15 protein-coding genes are annotated in these 14,717 nt (G+C 68.1%); 13 read left to right on the top strand and 2 right to left on the bottom strand.

The genetic code is table 11. The features are described from left to right. The first annotated feature begins 16 nt into the window (after positions 1-16). The 4 genes from BJ960_RS15320 (at position 17) to BJ960_RS15305 (ending at position 3,757) form a co-directional block, all read left to right on the top strand. Positions 17-502: a Dps family protein gene (locus BJ960_RS15320; protein ID WP_370647896.1), complete on the top strand. Its 486-nt coding sequence runs from the start codon at positions 17-19 to the stop codon at positions 500-502. 162 nt (positions 503-664) lie between these two features. Then, on the top strand, positions 665-1,951 hold the full coding sequence (locus BJ960_RS15315; protein WP_121076318.1) for an adenylosuccinate synthase: 1,287 nt from the start codon (positions 665-667) through the stop codon (positions 1,949-1,951). 11 nt (positions 1,952-1,962) lie between these two features. Further along, the gene (locus tag BJ960_RS15310; protein WP_121076321.1) at positions 1,963-2,271 is read left to right on the top strand and encodes a chorismate mutase; all 309 of its coding nucleotides are present in this window, start codon (positions 1,963-1,965) and stop codon (positions 2,269-2,271) included. A 205-nt stretch (positions 2,272-2,476) separates the two neighbouring features. Beyond that, positions 2,477-3,757, top strand: coding sequence for an alpha-L-fucosidase (locus BJ960_RS15305; RefSeq protein ID WP_185987918.1), 1,281 nt, complete (start codon positions 2,477-2,479; stop codon positions 3,755-3,757). Here the strand turns inward: BJ960_RS15305 and BJ960_RS15300 are convergent, their stop codons facing one another. Further along, positions 3,758-4,894, bottom strand: a complete 1,137-nt coding sequence (locus BJ960_RS15300) for an ROK family transcriptional regulator (protein WP_121076327.1) — start codon at positions 4,892-4,894, stop codon at positions 3,758-3,760. 208 nt (positions 4,895-5,102) lie between these two features. Here BJ960_RS15300 and BJ960_RS15295 point away from each other — a divergent pair, with 208 nt between their 5' ends. The 8 genes from BJ960_RS15295 to BJ960_RS15260 are packed head-to-tail and all read left to right on the top strand — an operon-like array spanning position 5,103 to position 13,176. Further along, positions 5,103-6,359, top strand: coding sequence for an ABC transporter substrate-binding protein (locus BJ960_RS15295; RefSeq protein WP_121076330.1), 1,257 nt, complete (start codon positions 5,103-5,105; stop codon positions 6,357-6,359). Between the two features lie 30 nt (positions 6,360-6,389). Next, positions 6,390-7,301 carry a carbohydrate ABC transporter permease gene (locus tag BJ960_RS15290; protein WP_119282560.1) on the top strand — a complete coding sequence of 304 codons (912 nt, stop codon included), beginning with the start codon at positions 6,390-6,392 and terminating at the stop codon, positions 7,299-7,301. Next, complete coding sequence (locus BJ960_RS15285; RefSeq protein WP_220663722.1) at positions 7,291-8,220, top strand: carbohydrate ABC transporter permease; 930 nt, start codon at positions 7,291-7,293, stop codon at positions 8,218-8,220. The genes BJ960_RS15290 and BJ960_RS15285 overlap by 11 nt, the downstream gene beginning before the upstream one ends. After that, on the top strand, positions 8,217-9,200 hold the full coding sequence (locus BJ960_RS15280; protein WP_185987917.1) for an ROK family protein: 984 nt from the start codon (positions 8,217-8,219) through the stop codon (positions 9,198-9,200). The genes BJ960_RS15285 and BJ960_RS15280 overlap by 4 nt, the downstream gene beginning before the upstream one ends. Before the next feature lie 29 nt (positions 9,201-9,229). Continuing rightward, positions 9,230-10,762 (top strand): M81 family metallopeptidase, encoded by a 1,533-nt coding sequence (locus BJ960_RS15275; RefSeq protein WP_221936561.1) that lies wholly within the window; start codon positions 9,230-9,232, stop codon positions 10,760-10,762. A gap of 14 nt (positions 10,763-10,776) precedes the next feature. Beyond that, on the top strand, positions 10,777-12,123 hold the full coding sequence (locus BJ960_RS15270; RefSeq protein WP_185987915.1) for an alpha-L-fucosidase: 1,347 nt from the start codon (positions 10,777-10,779) through the stop codon (positions 12,121-12,123). A gap of 10 nt (positions 12,124-12,133) precedes the next feature. Then, the gene (locus BJ960_RS15265) at positions 12,134-12,856 is read left to right on the top strand and encodes a copper homeostasis protein CutC (protein WP_185987914.1); all 723 of its coding nucleotides are present in this window, start codon (positions 12,134-12,136) and stop codon (positions 12,854-12,856) included. Next, positions 12,853-13,176 carry an L-rhamnose mutarotase gene (locus BJ960_RS15260; protein ID WP_185987913.1) on the top strand — a complete coding sequence of 108 codons (324 nt, stop codon included), beginning with the start codon at positions 12,853-12,855 and terminating at the stop codon, positions 13,174-13,176. Before BJ960_RS15265 ends, BJ960_RS15260 begins: the two co-directional genes overlap by 4 nt. 13 nt (positions 13,177-13,189) lie before the next feature. Here the strand turns inward: BJ960_RS15260 and BJ960_RS15255 are convergent, their stop codons facing one another. After that, complete coding sequence (locus BJ960_RS15255; RefSeq protein ID WP_121076351.1) at positions 13,190-13,927, bottom strand: GntR family transcriptional regulator; 738 nt, start codon at positions 13,925-13,927, stop codon at positions 13,190-13,192. 99 nt (positions 13,928-14,026) lie between these two features. Between BJ960_RS15255 and BJ960_RS15250 the strand changes: the two genes are divergently transcribed. Continuing rightward, positions 14,027-14,710: a FadR/GntR family transcriptional regulator gene (locus BJ960_RS15250; RefSeq protein WP_185987912.1), complete on the top strand. Its 684-nt coding sequence runs from the start codon at positions 14,027-14,029 to the stop codon at positions 14,708-14,710. Positions 14,711-14,717 lie beyond the last annotated feature (7 nt).

Below are 14,717 nucleotides of genomic sequence, written 5' to 3'. Positions count from 1 at the left end.
GGAAGCCAGTATGACAATGCAAGAAGCCCGCATCCCGGCCGCGCAGGGCGATATGAATCGTCCGAGTGGGGTCGCCCAGTACCTGAGCCCGGTTGTTCAGGATCTCGTCGCCCTCCACGTCAACGCCAAGCAGGCGCACTGGCACGTGCGCGGAGCGAACTTCATCGGTGTTCACGAGTTCCTCGACACCGTCGTTGCGAACGCTCAGGCCGGCGCGGACGAGGTCGCCGAGCGAATCGTCGCCCTCGGCCTTCCCGTCGACTCGCGCATCGCGACGGTCGCGTCGCGCACGACCACGCCTGAGCTGTCGCCAGGCTTCCAGCAGTCCGACGTCACCGTGCGCGAGATGGTCGCGCAGCTCGACGCCACGCTCGCGACGATCTATCGCGCGATCGAGGGGCTCGAGGAGATCGATCCGGTCAGCCAGGACATCGCGATCGCGATCGCTCAGCAGCTCGATAAGGATCGCTGGTTCCTGCACTCCCACATCGCTGAGGCATAGCACGCTCGCTGCAGCGGCAGCGTTTCACGGCAGCCCCGCGGCGCTCCCGGACGACTCGTCTGGACGCGCCGCGGGGCTGCCGTGTTACGCCTCCCCGGGCACGGAAAGCCGGGCTCCGCTAGACTGGCTCGGTATCTGCCTAGTGCGAAGGAAGGGGCTGAGATGCCCGCTGTACTGATCACCGGTGCCCAATGGGGCGATGAGGGAAAGGGTCGCGCAACCGACCTGCTCGGGAGCCGCGTTGACTACGTCGTAAAGTTCAACGGCGGTAACAACGCCGGTCACACGGTCGTCATCGGCGACCAGAAATACGCGTTGCACCTGCTCCCCTCGGGCATTCTGACCCCGGGCGTTGTGCCGGTCATCGCCAACGGCGTCGTCGTCGATCTCGCGGTGCTGAAGCTCGAGCTCGACGCGCTCAAGGAGCGCGGCGTCGACGTCTCCAAGCTGAAGGTGAGCGCGAACGCGCACGTCATCACCGAGTACCACCGCACGCTCGACAAGGTCACTGAGCGCTTCCTCGGCAAGCGCCAGATCGGCACGACCGGTCGTGGCATCGGCCCCGCCTACGCAGACAAGATCAACCGCGTCGGCATCCGTATTCAGGACATCTTCGACGAGGGCATTCTCCGTCAGAAGGTCGAGGCAGCGCTCGACTTCAAGAACCAGGTGCTCGTCAAGATCTACAACCGTCGCGCGATCGACGCCGACGAGGTCGTGAACGACCTGCTCGCCTACCGTGAGCTCCTCGAGCCCATGGTGTGCGACACCGGCCTGCTGCTGCACAACGCGCTCGCCGACGACAAGACCGTGCTCTACGAAGCGGGCCAGGCGACGATGCTCGACATCGACCACGGCACGTACCCGTTCGTGACGAGCTCGAACGCGACCTCCGGCGGCGCTGCCACCGGTTCGGGTGTCCCGCCGCACAAGATCGATCGCATCATCGCGGTTATCAAGGCGTACACGACCCGCGTCGGTTCGGGCCCGTTCCCGACCGAGCTGTTCGACGAGATGGGCGAGTTCCTGCAGACCAAGGGCGGCGAGTTCGGCGTGACCACTGGCCGCGCGCGCCGCTGCGGCTGGTACGACGCCCCGATGGCGCGTTACGCCGCCCGGATCAACGGCGTCACCGACTTTGTGCTCACGAAGCTCGACGTGCTCTCGGGCATCAAGTCGATTCCCGTGTGCGTCGCCTACGACGTGAACGGCGTCCGCCACGACGACATGCCGGTGAACCAGTCCGACTTCCACCACGCGAAGCCGATCTACCAGGAGTTCCCGGGCTGGGACGAGGACATCTCGGACTGCCGCACCTTCGAGGAGCTTCCGAAGAACGCGCAGGACTACATCCGCGCGCTCGAGGCCATGAGCGGCGCCCGGTTCTCGGCCGTCGGCGTTGGCCCGGAGCGCGAGCAGGTTGTCGAGCTGCACGACCTGCTGAGCTAAGAAGGAGAGCGATGACGAGCCCCACTCCTGAGGAGCGCCTTGGGCGACTCCGTTCGAGCATCGACAACATCGACGCCGCCCTCGTGCATATGCTCGCGGAGCGCTTTCGGTGCACGCAGGAGGTCGGCCAGCTGAAGGCCGAGCACGCGATGCCCCCGGCCGATCCCGCCCGCGAGGCGCGGCAGATCGCCAGGCTGCGGAGCCTCGCGACGGACGCGAATCTCGACCCAGAGTTCGCCGAGAAGTGGTTCAACTTTGTTGTCGCCGAGGTGATTCAGCACCACACCGCCATCGCCGCGGACTCGCGCGACGAGGCGTAGCCCGCCCGCCGGCGCGGCCCCGCCCGCCCGGGCCATCTATTCCTATCCAAATATTCTTATGCCCCCCATTCTCCGCGGAAAAATGGGGGGCATAAGAATATCTGGGTCGGTCAGGATCGGCGTTCCGCGGGGGCGCATCGCGCTGCCCGCACGCCGCGAGAGATTTGACGAGCACGCTCAAAAGAACTGTGTGAAGATTATGCGCATGTCTTCACAGCCTGAGCATCAGTGGTTCGACGAGGCGCGCCTCGGCATGTTCGTGCACTTCGGCGCGTACAGCGTCGCCGCCCGTCACGAGTGGGTGCAGAACTACGAGCGACTCACCGACGCCGAGTACCTGCCGTACGTCGAGAACTTCGATCCTGATCGCTTCGACGCCGGCGAGATCGCGCGAACCGCGAAGCGGCTCGGTGCCGGCTACGTCGTGCTGACGACGAAGCACCACGAGGGCTTCGCGCTGTGGAACTCGCGCCAGTCCGACTTCACTGCGCACGCCGTCTGCGGGCGGGACCTCGTGCGCGAGCACGTCGGCGCGCTTCGCGCCGAGGGGCTCCGCGTTGGCCTGTATTTCTCGCTCATCGACTGGCATCATCCCGACTTTCTCATCGACTGGGTGCACCCGCGCCGCGACGACGAGAACGCGCACGAGCTCAACGCCGGCCGCGATATGGAGCGCTACCGCGCCTTCATGCACGCGCAACTGCGCGAGCTCCTCACCGAGTACGGCCAGATTGATTACATGTTCTTCGATTTCAGCTACCCGGAGCACAAGGACGGCTGGGACGGCAAGGGGCCGACCGACTGGGGTTCTGAGGCGATGCTCGCGATGTGCCGCGAGCTCCAGCCAAACATGCTCGTCAACGATCGCCTCGGCATCCCGGGAGACTTCTACACCCCGGAGCAGTACCAGCCGACCGAGCCGGTGCGGCGAGGCGGCGAGCTCGTGCGCTGGGAGGCGTGCCAGACGATCAACGGCTCGTGGGGGTACCACCGAGACAACCTCGATCAGAAGTCGGCGCCGCTGCTCGCGCAGATGCTCACCGACTCCGTCTCGATGGGCGGCAACATGCTGCTGAACATCGGGCCGGACGGGCGCGGGGCGATCTCACCCCGCGACCGCGCCGTGCTCGAGACGCTCGGTGAGTGGACCGAGCTCCATCGCGGCGCGATTGTGGGGGCAGGCCATGCGGAGTTCGAGCCGCCGCGCGAGGGCGCGTACACCCGTCGCGGTAATCGCCTCTACCTGCACCTGGCGACCTGGCCGCTCGGCTACGTGCACCTGCCAGGTCTCGCCGGGAAGGTGACGTTCACGCGGCTGCTGCACGACGGCTCCTGGCTGCGCACCTCGGAGAGCGATCCGAACTCTGAGGGGTCGCAGATGGAGGCCGCCGGTCAGCCCGCTGGCACGCTCACGGTGCACCTGCCCGTGCAGCGCCCCGACGTGCTCATGCCCGTCATCGAGCTGCGCCTGGCCGACGGCGTCTAGCTAGGCGGTGAGATCGACGGCGTCGAGCGCGATCCGCGCCGCGCCGTAGAGCGCGGCGTCCTGCCCGGACGCGGCCGCCTCGATGAGCAGCGTCTGCGTCGCGAGCGGGTGGCAGGCCTCGTAGACGCGGCTGCGCACGGCGGCGATGAATGGTTCGCTCGCGCTCAGGCTGCCCGTGAGAAACACGGCGTGGGGGTTGAAGAAGTTCACGACCCCGGAGAGCGCCTGCCCGAGATGGGTTCCCGCGGTGCGGATGAGGGTTGTCGCGGTCGGGTCGCCGTCCCGTGCGAGCGCGAGGACCGCGGCGGCGTCGGGCACGCTCTGTCCGAGCTCGCCCATCTGGCGCACGAGGCTCGCGCCGCTCGCGACGGTCTCGAGGCAGCCGCGGTTTCCGCAGGAGCAGGGCTCATTGAGCGTCGGATCGATCTGCGTGTGCGTGATGTCGCCGGCCGCGGCGGTCGCCCCGCGATGGATCGCGCCCTGCACGATGATCCCGCTGCCGATCGCGGTGCCCGCCTTGACGGTGATGCTGTCCTCGGCGGGGGAGAGTCGCCGGTGGTGCTCTCCGAGCGCCATGAGGTTGGCGTCGTTGTCGACGACGGCGGGGACGCCGAGGAGCTCGGTGAGGCGTTCGCGGACCCGATAGCCCTGCCAGCCAGGCATGCGCGATGGCTGGTCGACGCTGCCGGTTTGCAGCCGGACCGGGCCCGGCAGCGCCATTCCGATCGCCCGGATCTCCGTGTCTCCGGCGAGCGCGCGGCAGCCGGCGGCGACCTTCTTGAGTGTCTCTTCCGGGCCGGCGGCGATGTTGATGGGGATGGTCTCGGACGCGTGCAGTTTGCCCGTGAGATCGAGGAGGCCGATGCGGGCGTGGCCGCCGCCGAGCTCGGCGGCGAGGATCCGGGCCTCGGCGACATTCACGCGCAGCCGGCGTGGCCGCCTGCCCCCGCTCGAATTGCCGTGGCCGTCTTCGCGCAGCACATCGGCATCGATGAGTGCCTGCACGCGCAGGGAGACTGTCGAGACGGCGACGTCGAGGATCTTGGCAAGCTCGCTGCGCGAAGCCGCCTGCCCGCCGGCGACAAGCTCGACGATCCGACGATTCTGGTCGTCGAGGGGGTTCGGTGAGAGTGGCACGTTCCAACTTTCTTCGATCTTGGTAGAAGTCTAACCCGTACTATCCACGGAAAGAAAGGCCGCCTACGCGCGAATGTTTCGATTCGGCACCGCCAAAAAACTGGTATTTGTCGAGACGGGAATCTTCTGGCAATATGACATCTGTCGAAGCCGAACAAACTTTGTTCGACTCTCGAACAAACTTATCCGATGCCTGAGGAGGCGTTCAATGAAGAAGATTAACCTGGTGCCACTCGTGGCCATGACCGTTGGCGCGGCCGCGGTGCTCACCGGCTGCAGCGGCAGCGGATCTGCACCCAAGGACGACAACACGATCGTGATCGACATGTGGGCGGGCTCGGAGGACGATACGACCGCGCTCAACGAGCAGCTCAAGATCGCTCAGGAGCAGAACCCTGACCTGAAGATCGAGCTCCGCACCGCGCCGTGGGGTGACTTCTTCACGAAGCTCACCACCAACATGGCATCCGGCAACATGGCCTGCGTGACCGGCATGAACAGCGGCATGCTCTCCAGCTACACCGACGGCTTCGTGAAGCTCACCGACGAGGACCTGAAGACCGCCGGCCTGAGCAAGGACGACTTCGCGCCGGGCGCGACCGAGATCCTCGAGAACAAGGGCGACATGTACGGCCTGCCGTTCGACGTCTCGACCATGGTCACGTACTACAACGAGGATCAGCTGACGGCCGCGGGCGCGGACCTGCCGAAGGCCGGCTGGAGCTTCGAGGACTTTGAGGCCACCGCCAAGAAGGCAACGACCGGCGGCAAGTACGGCTTCGGCATCGGCATGGGCGACTTCCAGTGGCAGGCGCTCCCGATCGCGAAGTCGGGCACCCAGCCCGTCACCGAAGACGGCGAGCTGCAGATCGGCGACTCGGCGTTCACTGACGCTGCCGAGTGGTACGCGTCGCTCGTCACCGAGCAGAAGGTCGCGGCGCCCGTCGCGTCTGCATCCGACGGCGGCTGGGGCGAGAACCAGTTCACCAGCGAGAACGCGGCGATGGCCGTCGACGGCACCTGGAATGCGGTCGGCTACCTCACCAACGACGCCGGCTTCAAGGCGGGCCTTGCGCCGCTGCCGACCGGCGCGAACGGCAACCTCAGCCTCGTGCTCGGCTCGGGCTTCGGCATCGCCGAGACCTGCGAGAACAAGGACGCCGCGCTCAAGGTCATGGGCTCGCTGCTCAGCAAGGACGCGCAGGACTACGTCGCGTCGTCCGGCCGCAGCTACCCGGCGCGCGCCGAGAGCCAGCCGCTCTACTTCGAGTCGCTTGACGAGGCGTACCGCGATCAGGTGAAGGCAGTCTTCGACGAGGCCTTCAAGGACGTCGAGGGCCAGCGCGTCTCGGACAACTGGGCAAAGGTCGGCACCTTCGTGCAGCCCGAGCTCGTGAGCGTCTACAACGGCCAGGCCGACATGCGTACCGTGCTCGAGACTGCTCAGAAGCAGTTCAGCAACTGATTCACCACACAACTAGGTAAGTAGAACAGAATGACCACACTGCAGGCGCGTCAGCGCAGCCGTCGGTCGTTCGCCAAGATGGAGGCGCGCCAGGCGCTGGGCTTTGCAAGCCCGGCCCTGGTGGGCCTCGCTCTGTTTACGATCGTTCCGGTTGTCTTGTCCGTCGTGATGAGCTTCTTCAACTGGCCGACGTTTGGCGAACGCACCTTCATCGGGATTGGGAACTACGCCCGCCTCTTCGAGGATCCGGCATTCATGCCAGCGCTTCGAAACACCCTCGTGTACACGGTGCTGTACGTGCCTGCAAGCGTGATCCTCTCGCTGCTGCTCGCCGTCGCGCTCGGCCCGCGCATTCGCGGCCGCGGCGCGCTGCGGGTGCTCTTCTTCATTCCGGTCGTCACCCCGATGGTCGCGAACGTGCTCGTCTGGAAGATGCTGCTGCAGCCGCAGGGCCTCTTCAACGGGCTCGCGCAGACCTGGTTCGGCCTCGAACTGCCGAACTTCCTCGCCGACAAGAACTGGGCGATGATCATGGTCGTCGTCATGAGCGTCTGGCAGGGCCTCGGCTACAACATGCTCATCTTCTCGGCGGCGCTCGAGCAGCTCCCAGAGAGCGTGATGGAGGCCGCCCGCATCGACGGCGCGAAGGGCTTCCGCCTGCTCTGGAGCGTGACGATCCCCATGATCTCCCCGTCGATCTTCTTCGCAACCATCATGACGATGATCACCTCGCTGCAAGTCTTCGTGCAACCGCAAATGCTCACGGGCGGCGGGCCGGGCAACGCCACCGCCCCGCTCGTCATGTGGATCTACAACCAGGGCTTCAAGTACCAGGAGCTCGGCCTCGCCGCGGCCGGTGCATGGATCCTGTTTGCGCTGATCATCATCATCACCGCGGTCCAGTTCCGACTGCAGAAGAAGTGGGTGCACTATGAGCACTGATCTCAACGCCACACGGGTGATGGCCGTCGCCGCTGCCGGCGGCGAGGCCGCGGTGCGGGGCGCCAAGAAGCGGTCGCGCGAGCCGATGACCCCGGGCGAGCGCATCCGGCTCGTCATCGCGCACATCAGCATTTACGTCGCCGCCGCGCTGTTCATGCTCCCCCTCATCTACGCATTCTTCTCGGCGCTCAAGCCGAACGGCGAGATGTTCGCGATGCCGCCGAGCCTGTTCGGCTCGGAGATCCGGTGGTCGAACTTCGCCGAGGTCTTCGAGTTCGGCCCGTTCTGGACGTACATCGGCAACTCACTGTTCGTCGCAGTGGCTGGCACCCTCGTCGTGCTCGTCGTGTCGACGACTGCAGGCTACGCGTTCGGCCGGCTGCGTTGGAAGGGCCGCGACGCGGTCTTCGTGATCTTCCTCGCGACGATGATGGTTCCCGCCGAGGTCCTCGTCATCCCGATGTTCCAGGTCATGCAATGGTTCAACTGGGTCGACACCTACCCGGCGCTGATCTTCCCGTTCGCGTTCACCGCGTTCGGCACGTTCCTCATGCGGCAGTTCTTCCGCGGCATCCCGTACGAGCTAGAGGAGGCTGCGCGCATCGACGGCGCCGGCCCGATCCGCACGTTCCTGCGCATCATCCTGCCGCTCTCGAAGTCCGCGGTCGCCGTGCTCTCGGTCTTCACGTTCATGAGCTTCTGGAACAGCTACCTGTGGCCCCTCATCGTCACCGTCGACCTGTCGGCGCGCGGCACGCTGCCGATCGGCCTCGCGAGCTTCTCGGGCCTGACCGGCACGCGGTGGGACCTGCAGATGGCGGCCGCGATCATCTCGATGATCCCGACGACGATCCTCGTGATCGCGCTGCAGAAGCACCTCGTGAAGGGCATCGCGATGGCAGGTCTCGGCGGACGATGACGCACACAGCAGACACTCACACGGGCGTCTTCGCGGGAATCGACATCGGCGGCACCAAGATCGCCGTCGTCCTCGTCGACGCCGCGGGCGAGATCCTCGCCCGCGGCTCGGCGGTCGCGCCGGCAAAGGAGGGCGGCGAGGCGATGGCGACGACCGCCGCCCGCCTCACCGCCGACCTGCTCGGCGAGAGCGGCGGAACGCTCGGCGCTGCCGGTGTCGGCGCGGCCGGGGTCTTCGACTACGATACCGGGGTGGTCACCGCGGCGTCATCGACCTTCGTGGACTGGGTCGGGTTCCCGCTGCGCACGCGCCTCGAGGAGCTCCTCGGAGTTCCGATCGCGATCGAGAACGACGTTAACGCGTTCCTGCTCGGCGAGGTCGCGTTCGACGCGCACGCTGAGCCCGACGCGTTCGGCGTCATGCTCGGCACTGGCGTCGGCGGCGCGCTCATCCTCGACGGCACGCTCCGCCGCGGTGCCCGCGGCGGCGCCGGCGAGATCGGCCACACCCCGGGCTACAGCGATCTCGTCTGCACATGCAAGCAGACCGGCCACCTTGAGACGCTCGCGTCGGGGACCTCTATCGGGCTGCGGTACGCGGAGCGCACGGGAGCGTCCGGGCTGACGGCGAAGGAGATTGCGGATCTGGCGCGCGCGGGCGACGCCGACGCTCGCGCCGTGTTCGCGAACGCGGGGCGGGCAGTCGCGCTCGCCTGCGCGTCGATGTCGACCCTCCTCGACGTCGCCGAGGTGATTGTCGGCGGCGGGGTCTCGCACGCGTGGGACCTGCTCTCGCCGGCGATGGATGAGACGCTGCGGACCGCGGCGCCCATCACCGGAACCCCGCTCAGGATCCAGCGCGCGAAGCGCGGCGGCGACGCCGTCGCGCTCGGCGCTGCAGCCTCAGCGCAGAAACTTCTCAGGGCGACACTCGCCCAGACACAGTCGAACACGCAGACACGCGAAGGAGCCGCACGGTGACGAACGAGCTGGAAGCACACGAGATCTGGATGGGCCCGCTGCCGGAACTCGCTCCGGGCGGGCTCGCCCGTCCCCGGATCGGGATCGCGGGCATCTCGATCGAATCGAGCACCTTCTCCCCGCACGTCTCGGGCGACGAGGCGTTCACGATCCGGACCGGCGCAGACCTGCGCGGCTACTACCCGTTCCTCGACGAGGGCCGCGAGCTCGGCGACGCCGCCGAGTGGGTGCCGCTCTACCACGGCCGCTCGCTGCCGGGCGGCGCCGTTACCCCCGCGACATACGCGCGCATGAAGCAGGCGATCCTCGACGCGATCCGCGCCGAAGGGCCGTTCGACGGCTTCTTCTTCGACATCCACGGCGCGATGAGCGTGCAGGGCATGGCCGACGCCGAGGGCGACCTCGCGACCGCGGTGCGCGAGGCGCTCGGCCCCGACACCCTCGTGACGACGTCGATGGACCTGCACGGCAACGTCTCTGAGACGCTCCGCGACGCCGTCGACCTGCTCACCTGCTACCGCATGGCCCCGCACGAGGACTGGCTGAACACGAAGGAGCGCGCCGTGCACGCCCTGCTGTCGCGCCTCCGCGGCGAACACGGCACCGACCCGCTCGCGCGGCGCCCCCTGAAGGCGTGGGTGCCGGTGCCCGTGCTGCTTCCGGGCGAGAAGACGAGCACCCGCCTCGAGCCCGCGCGCAGCATCTATGCCGAACTGCCGAAGATCGAGGCGCTGGCAGGTGTCGTCGACGCCGCCGTCTGGGTGGGCTACGCGTGGGCCGATGAGCCGCGCTGCCAGGCGTACGTCGTGGTGACAGGCGACGACCGCGAGCTCATCGCCCGCGAGGCGGAGCGGGTCGCGCGGATGTACTGGGACGCGCGCGAGGACTTCGTCTTCGTCGCGGAGACCGCATCGCTCGACGGCGCACTCGAGAACGCCCTCGCCCCCGACGCGGCACGCCCGTTTCTCATCTCCGACTCGGGCGACAACCCGACGGCTGGCGGCGCGGGCGACGTGACCTGGACGCTCACCGAGCTCCTGCAGCGCGACGAGCTCACCCGCGGGGACCTCACGACGCTCGTCGCATCGATCTTCGACGCCGACGCGGTCGCCGCGGCGGTGGCGGCAGGGGTGGGCGCCGAGGTGCGCCTGACCGCTGGCGCGCGCGTCGACGCGGGCCCAAGCGGCCCGGTCGAACTCGCCGGCACCGTGTTCTCGCTCACCGAGGGCGACCCCGACGCTGGCACGCAGGCGGTCATCGCCGTCGGCGGGATCCACGCGATCGTCACCGAACGGCGCAAGCCCTTCCACCACCTCGACGACTTCCGAATGCTCGGGCTCGACCCGGAGACCGCGGACATCGTCGTCGTGAAGATCGGGTACCTCGAGCCAGAACTCTACGAACTGCAGCGCGGCTGGACGCTCGCGCTCACCCCGGGCGGCGTCGATCAGGATCTGCTGCGGCTCGGCCACCACCGGCTTGCGCCGGGGGTCTACCCGTTCGATTCCAGCGGCACGCCCGCGCTCACGGCGGTCGTCGGCCGCCGTGGTGAAGACGACTAAGGAGCACTCCTCTCATGATGAATTTTGAGTCGCGGGTTGGCCCGGACTTCGGTGACAACGCGCCCGTCTATCCGACGAACGGGGTGCCCGAGTGGTACCGCGACGCGAAGCTGGGTTTCTTCATTCACTGGGGCCTGTACTCTGTGCCCGCCTGGGCCGTCGAACACGGCGAACGGTTTGTGCCGACGGAGGACGCCTACGCCTGGCACCAGTACGCGGAGTGGTACGGCAACACCGTGCGCATCGCGGGGAGCCCGACGTGGGAGCGCCACCAGGAGGTCTACGGGCCCGGCGTGAGCTACGAGGACCTCGCGGACAGGTGGGACGCGGGCGCGTTCGATGCCGAGAAGTTCGTGGGCGAGCTGCTCGGCGCCGGCGCCAAGTACATCGTCCCCGTCACGAAGCACCACGAGGGGTTCTGCCTCTGGGACACCGAGACGACCGGGTTCAACTCGGTCGCCCGCGGCCCGAAGCGCAACCTCATCGGCGAGCTGCACGACGCCACCCGGCGGGCGAACGCGCGCTTCGGGGTGTACTTCTCGGGTGCCCTCGACTGGCACGTCAGCGATTTCCCGCCGATCGAGTCCGACACCGACCTGTTCCGGTTCCGCCGCAACGATCCAGCGTTCTCGCGCTACTCGGCCGAGCAGGTCGACGAGCTCATCGAGCGGTTCTCGCCCGACGTGCTCTGGAACGACATTGACTGGCCCGACGGCGGCAAAGGGCACGAAGACTACGGCGTGGCGTCGCTGCTCGGCAGGTACTTCGACGCCGTTCCCGACGGGGTCGTCAACGACCGCTGGGGCGTGCCGTACAACGGCTATCTGACGCGCGAGTACACGAACGTCGAAGAGATTCAGCAGCAGCCGTGGGAGTCGACCCGCGGCCTTGGGTTCTCGTTCGGGTTCAACCAGGACGAGAGTGAGAAGCACTCGCTTTCCGGCACGCAGCTCGTTCGCCACCTCGTCGACGTCGTCTCGAAGAACGGCAACCTGCTCATCAACGTCGGACCGACCGCGGCCGGCGAGATCCCGGCGCTGCAGCTGCAGGCGATGCGCGAGATGGGGGCCTGGCTGCAGGTCAACGGCGAGGGCATCTACGGCACGCGGCCGTGGATTCGCGCTGAGGAGCGCGTCGGCGTCTCGCGCCGCTACACGGCGTCGGCTGGTGCGGTGCACGTGCACGTCATGGAGCCCGCCGCAGGCGAGGCCGAGCTGCCAGCCGAGCTGGCGGGCCGCGCCGCCGCCTGGGCGGACGGCAGCGCCGCGGAGCAGACGACCGGAAGCGACGGCGTCGTGCGGGTGTCGATCCCTGCCGGCCTGCGCGCCGAACCCGTCGCGATGCTCACCGTCAGCGTGTAAGGATCACTGTATGACTCTCCTCGAAATCGCCGTCCAGGACGTTGCCGGCGCGCGCACCGCGATCGGCGCCGGCGCGGACCGGCTGGAACTCTGCCAGGCGCTCGGCGTCGGCGGACTCACCCCGTCGATCGGCACGATCGAGCAGGTTGCCGACGCCGTCGGGGGCGAGCGGATCGCCGTACTCGTGCGCCCCCGCCCCGGCGGGTTTGTCTACGACGCTGACGAAGTCGAGCTCGTGAGCCGCGACATCGCGGCTGCGGCGGCGCGCGGAGCGGGCGGCGTGGTCGTCGGCGCGCTCACCGAGACGGGACTCGTCGACACCGAGGCGCTGCGGCGCTGGCGCGAGGCCGCGGGCGACGCCGATCTCGTCTTCCACCGGGCGATCGATACGCTCGAACAGCCGGAGACCGTGCTCGAGTCGCTCGTCGAGGCGGGCGTTACACGGATCCTCACCTCCGGCGGCGCGGTGCGCAGCCTCGACGGCGCCGAGACCCTCGCGCGCCTCGTCGAGGCCGCGGCGGGCAGGCTTGACATCATGGCCGGCGGCGGGGTGACAGTCGAGGCGATCCCGACGCTCGTGGCCGCGGGGGTCGCCGCGATCCACCTCTCGGCCAAGCGGCCGTCGACGAGCACGGCCCCGAGCGGCCCAGGCGGCGGGGCGCCCGAATACGACGTCACCGACGCAGGCATTGTCGCCGCCGCCGCAGCGGCGCTTGCCGGGGCCGCCCGATGAAGCGCGTCGCGCAGGTCATCGGGTTGCCCGCGGAGCACCGCGAGGCGTACGAGCGTTATCACGCGGACGTCTGGCCGACGGTGCTCGAGCGAATCACCGCGAGCAACATTCAGAACTACTCGATTTTCCGCCACGGCGAGCTGCTGTTCTCATACTTCGAGTACGTCGGCGACGACTACGAGGCCGACATGGCGAGGATGGCGGCCGACCCCGAGACGCAGCGGTGGTGGGCTGTCCAGCAGCCGCTACAGCGGCCCCTGCCCGAGCGCGCCGAGGGCGACTGGTGGACCGACCTGCCCGAGGTCTTCCACCACGAATAGCGAGTTCGCCCCGTCAGAGGGAGAGCGAGGTTGTCGCCGCGGGCCGATCCTCGTGGGTTCCGGGAAGGTACGGTGCCCCCGAGTTCACCCCGTGGGCGACCTCGAACCTCAGGTATGCGGCGGTGAGGTGGTCGCGCATCGCCTGCTCCGCGGCCTCCGGCTCATGACCGCGGATGGCCGCATGGATGACGCGGTGCTCCGCGACGGTGAACTCGCCGGTGCGCTCGCCCGGGTGCAGCCGGAACGCGTGGAGATGGCAGTGGGTCTGCGCGTACGCGGTGCGCACGACCTCGTTTGACGTGCTGCGCAGGATCGCGTCGTGGAATCGGATGTCGTGGTCCATGAGCTCGTAGCGAATGTCGGACTGGCGGCCGATGAGCTCGGTGATGTCCGCGATCTCACGCTCGAGGATGTACCCCGGGTTCTGCAGCCGATCCATCGCCGCGATCTTCGCGGCCCACGGCTCGACGAGCAGCCTGAACTCGAATAGCTCGCGCAGCTGTGCGGCGTTGAGGATCGGCGTCGTGCGGTAGCCGCGGCCCGGCTCCTGCACGACGAGGTTGTCGCCCTGCAGTTGCCGGAGCGCCTCGCGCACCGGGGTCGATGAGACCTCGAGCTCGCGGGCGAGCGCATCGATGTTGATCCGCGCGTTGGGCGGGATCTCCTCCCGCAGCACGCGCGACCGGATCAGCTCGTACACCGACGCGGACGCGTGCGGGTCGGCCTGTGAGTGATCCGGGTTCGAAGCCATGGATGATCCCCTCGGGAGTCGGCGGGCCTCTCGTGCTGGTGCCCGTGCACTCAAGCGTAACGGGGTTTCGCGGTGTGCGGCCTCCTCTAGGATCGGAGCATGGCAGTCACTGACGATGTGATTTCTCGCATCAAGGAAATGATCCGGACCGGGGATCTCGCGCCGGGCGATAGGTTGCCCCCGGAGAAGGAACTCGGCGAGCTGCTTGGCGCCTCCCGGAACTCGCTCCGCGAGGCGGTGAAGGCCCTCGAGGTGATCCGAGTGCTCGACGTGCGCCGTGGCGACGGGACGTACGTGACGAGCCTTGAACCGAGCATGCTGCTCGAGGTGATGAACTTCGCGGCAGACCTCCACAGCGATGATTCCGTGCTGGAGATGTTCGCCGTGCGGCGCATGCTCGAACCGCAGGCCGCCGCGCAGGCGGCTCGCGCCATGGATGCCGACGCGCTCGCGGCGCTCGAGCGCGAGGTCGCGGGCGTGAGCGAAGAGACCGACGCCGACGCCCTCGTGCAGCACGACTCGGACTTTCACCGCGCGATCGTCGCCGCCGTCGGCAACGGCTACCTATCGAGCCTCGTGGAGTCGCTCGCGGCCCACACCGTGCGCGCCAGGGTCTGGCGTGCGCTCACGCAGGACGGCGCGACGGGCCGGACAATCTCGGAGCACCGTGAGATCGCGCGCGCCATCGCCTCGGGCGACTCGGAGCTCGCCGCGGCCCTCATGACCGCGCACATCGCGGGGATCGAGAGCTGGCTGCGGGAGGCCGGGACGCAGCCGGGGTAGCCGCAGG

Origin of the sequence: Leucobacter aridicollis (genome assembly GCF_013409595.1) — a bacterium.
In the GTDB taxonomy this organism is placed as follows: Bacteria; Actinomycetota; Actinomycetes; order Actinomycetales; family Microbacteriaceae; genus Leucobacter; species Leucobacter aridicollis.
This window is presented reverse-complemented; position numbering and strand designations above follow the sequence as displayed.

What these genes read in the sequence shown, in the direction of transcription:
- BJ960_RS15320 (WP_370647896.1), top strand. Translation starts at nt 17, where the DNA reads ATGCAAGAAGCCCGCATCCCGGCCGCGCAGGGCGATATGAATCGTCCG.
- BJ960_RS15315 (WP_121076318.1), top strand. Translation starts at nt 665, where the DNA reads ATGCCCGCTGTACTGATCACCGGTGCCCAATGGGGCGATGAGGGAAAG.
- BJ960_RS15310 (WP_121076321.1), top strand. Translation starts at nt 1,963, where the DNA reads ATGACGAGCCCCACTCCTGAGGAGCGCCTTGGGCGACTCCGTTCGAGC.
- BJ960_RS15305 (WP_185987918.1), top strand. Translation starts at nt 2,477, where the DNA reads ATGTCTTCACAGCCTGAGCATCAGTGGTTCGACGAGGCGCGCCTCGGC.
- BJ960_RS15295 (WP_121076330.1), top strand. Translation starts at nt 5,103, where the DNA reads ATGAAGAAGATTAACCTGGTGCCACTCGTGGCCATGACCGTTGGCGCG.
- BJ960_RS15290 (WP_119282560.1), top strand. Translation starts at nt 6,390, where the DNA reads ATGACCACACTGCAGGCGCGTCAGCGCAGCCGTCGGTCGTTCGCCAAG.
- BJ960_RS15285 (WP_220663722.1), top strand. Translation starts at nt 7,291, where the DNA reads ATGAGCACTGATCTCAACGCCACACGGGTGATGGCCGTCGCCGCTGCC.
- BJ960_RS15280 (WP_185987917.1), top strand. Translation starts at nt 8,217, where the DNA reads ATGACGCACACAGCAGACACTCACACGGGCGTCTTCGCGGGAATCGAC.
- BJ960_RS15275 (WP_221936561.1), top strand. Translation starts at nt 9,230, where the DNA reads ATGGGCCCGCTGCCGGAACTCGCTCCGGGCGGGCTCGCCCGTCCCCGG.
- BJ960_RS15270 (WP_185987915.1), top strand. Translation starts at nt 10,777, where the DNA reads ATGATGAATTTTGAGTCGCGGGTTGGCCCGGACTTCGGTGACAACGCG.
- BJ960_RS15265 (WP_185987914.1), top strand. Translation starts at nt 12,134, where the DNA reads ATGACTCTCCTCGAAATCGCCGTCCAGGACGTTGCCGGCGCGCGCACC.
- BJ960_RS15260 (WP_185987913.1), top strand. Translation starts at nt 12,853, where the DNA reads ATGAAGCGCGTCGCGCAGGTCATCGGGTTGCCCGCGGAGCACCGCGAG.
- BJ960_RS15255 (WP_121076351.1), bottom strand. Translation starts at nt 13,927, where the DNA reads ATGGCTTCGAACCCGGATCACTCACAGGCCGACCCGCACGCGTCCGCG.
- BJ960_RS15250 (WP_185987912.1), top strand. Translation starts at nt 14,027, where the DNA reads ATGGCAGTCACTGACGATGTGATTTCTCGCATCAAGGAAATGATCCGG.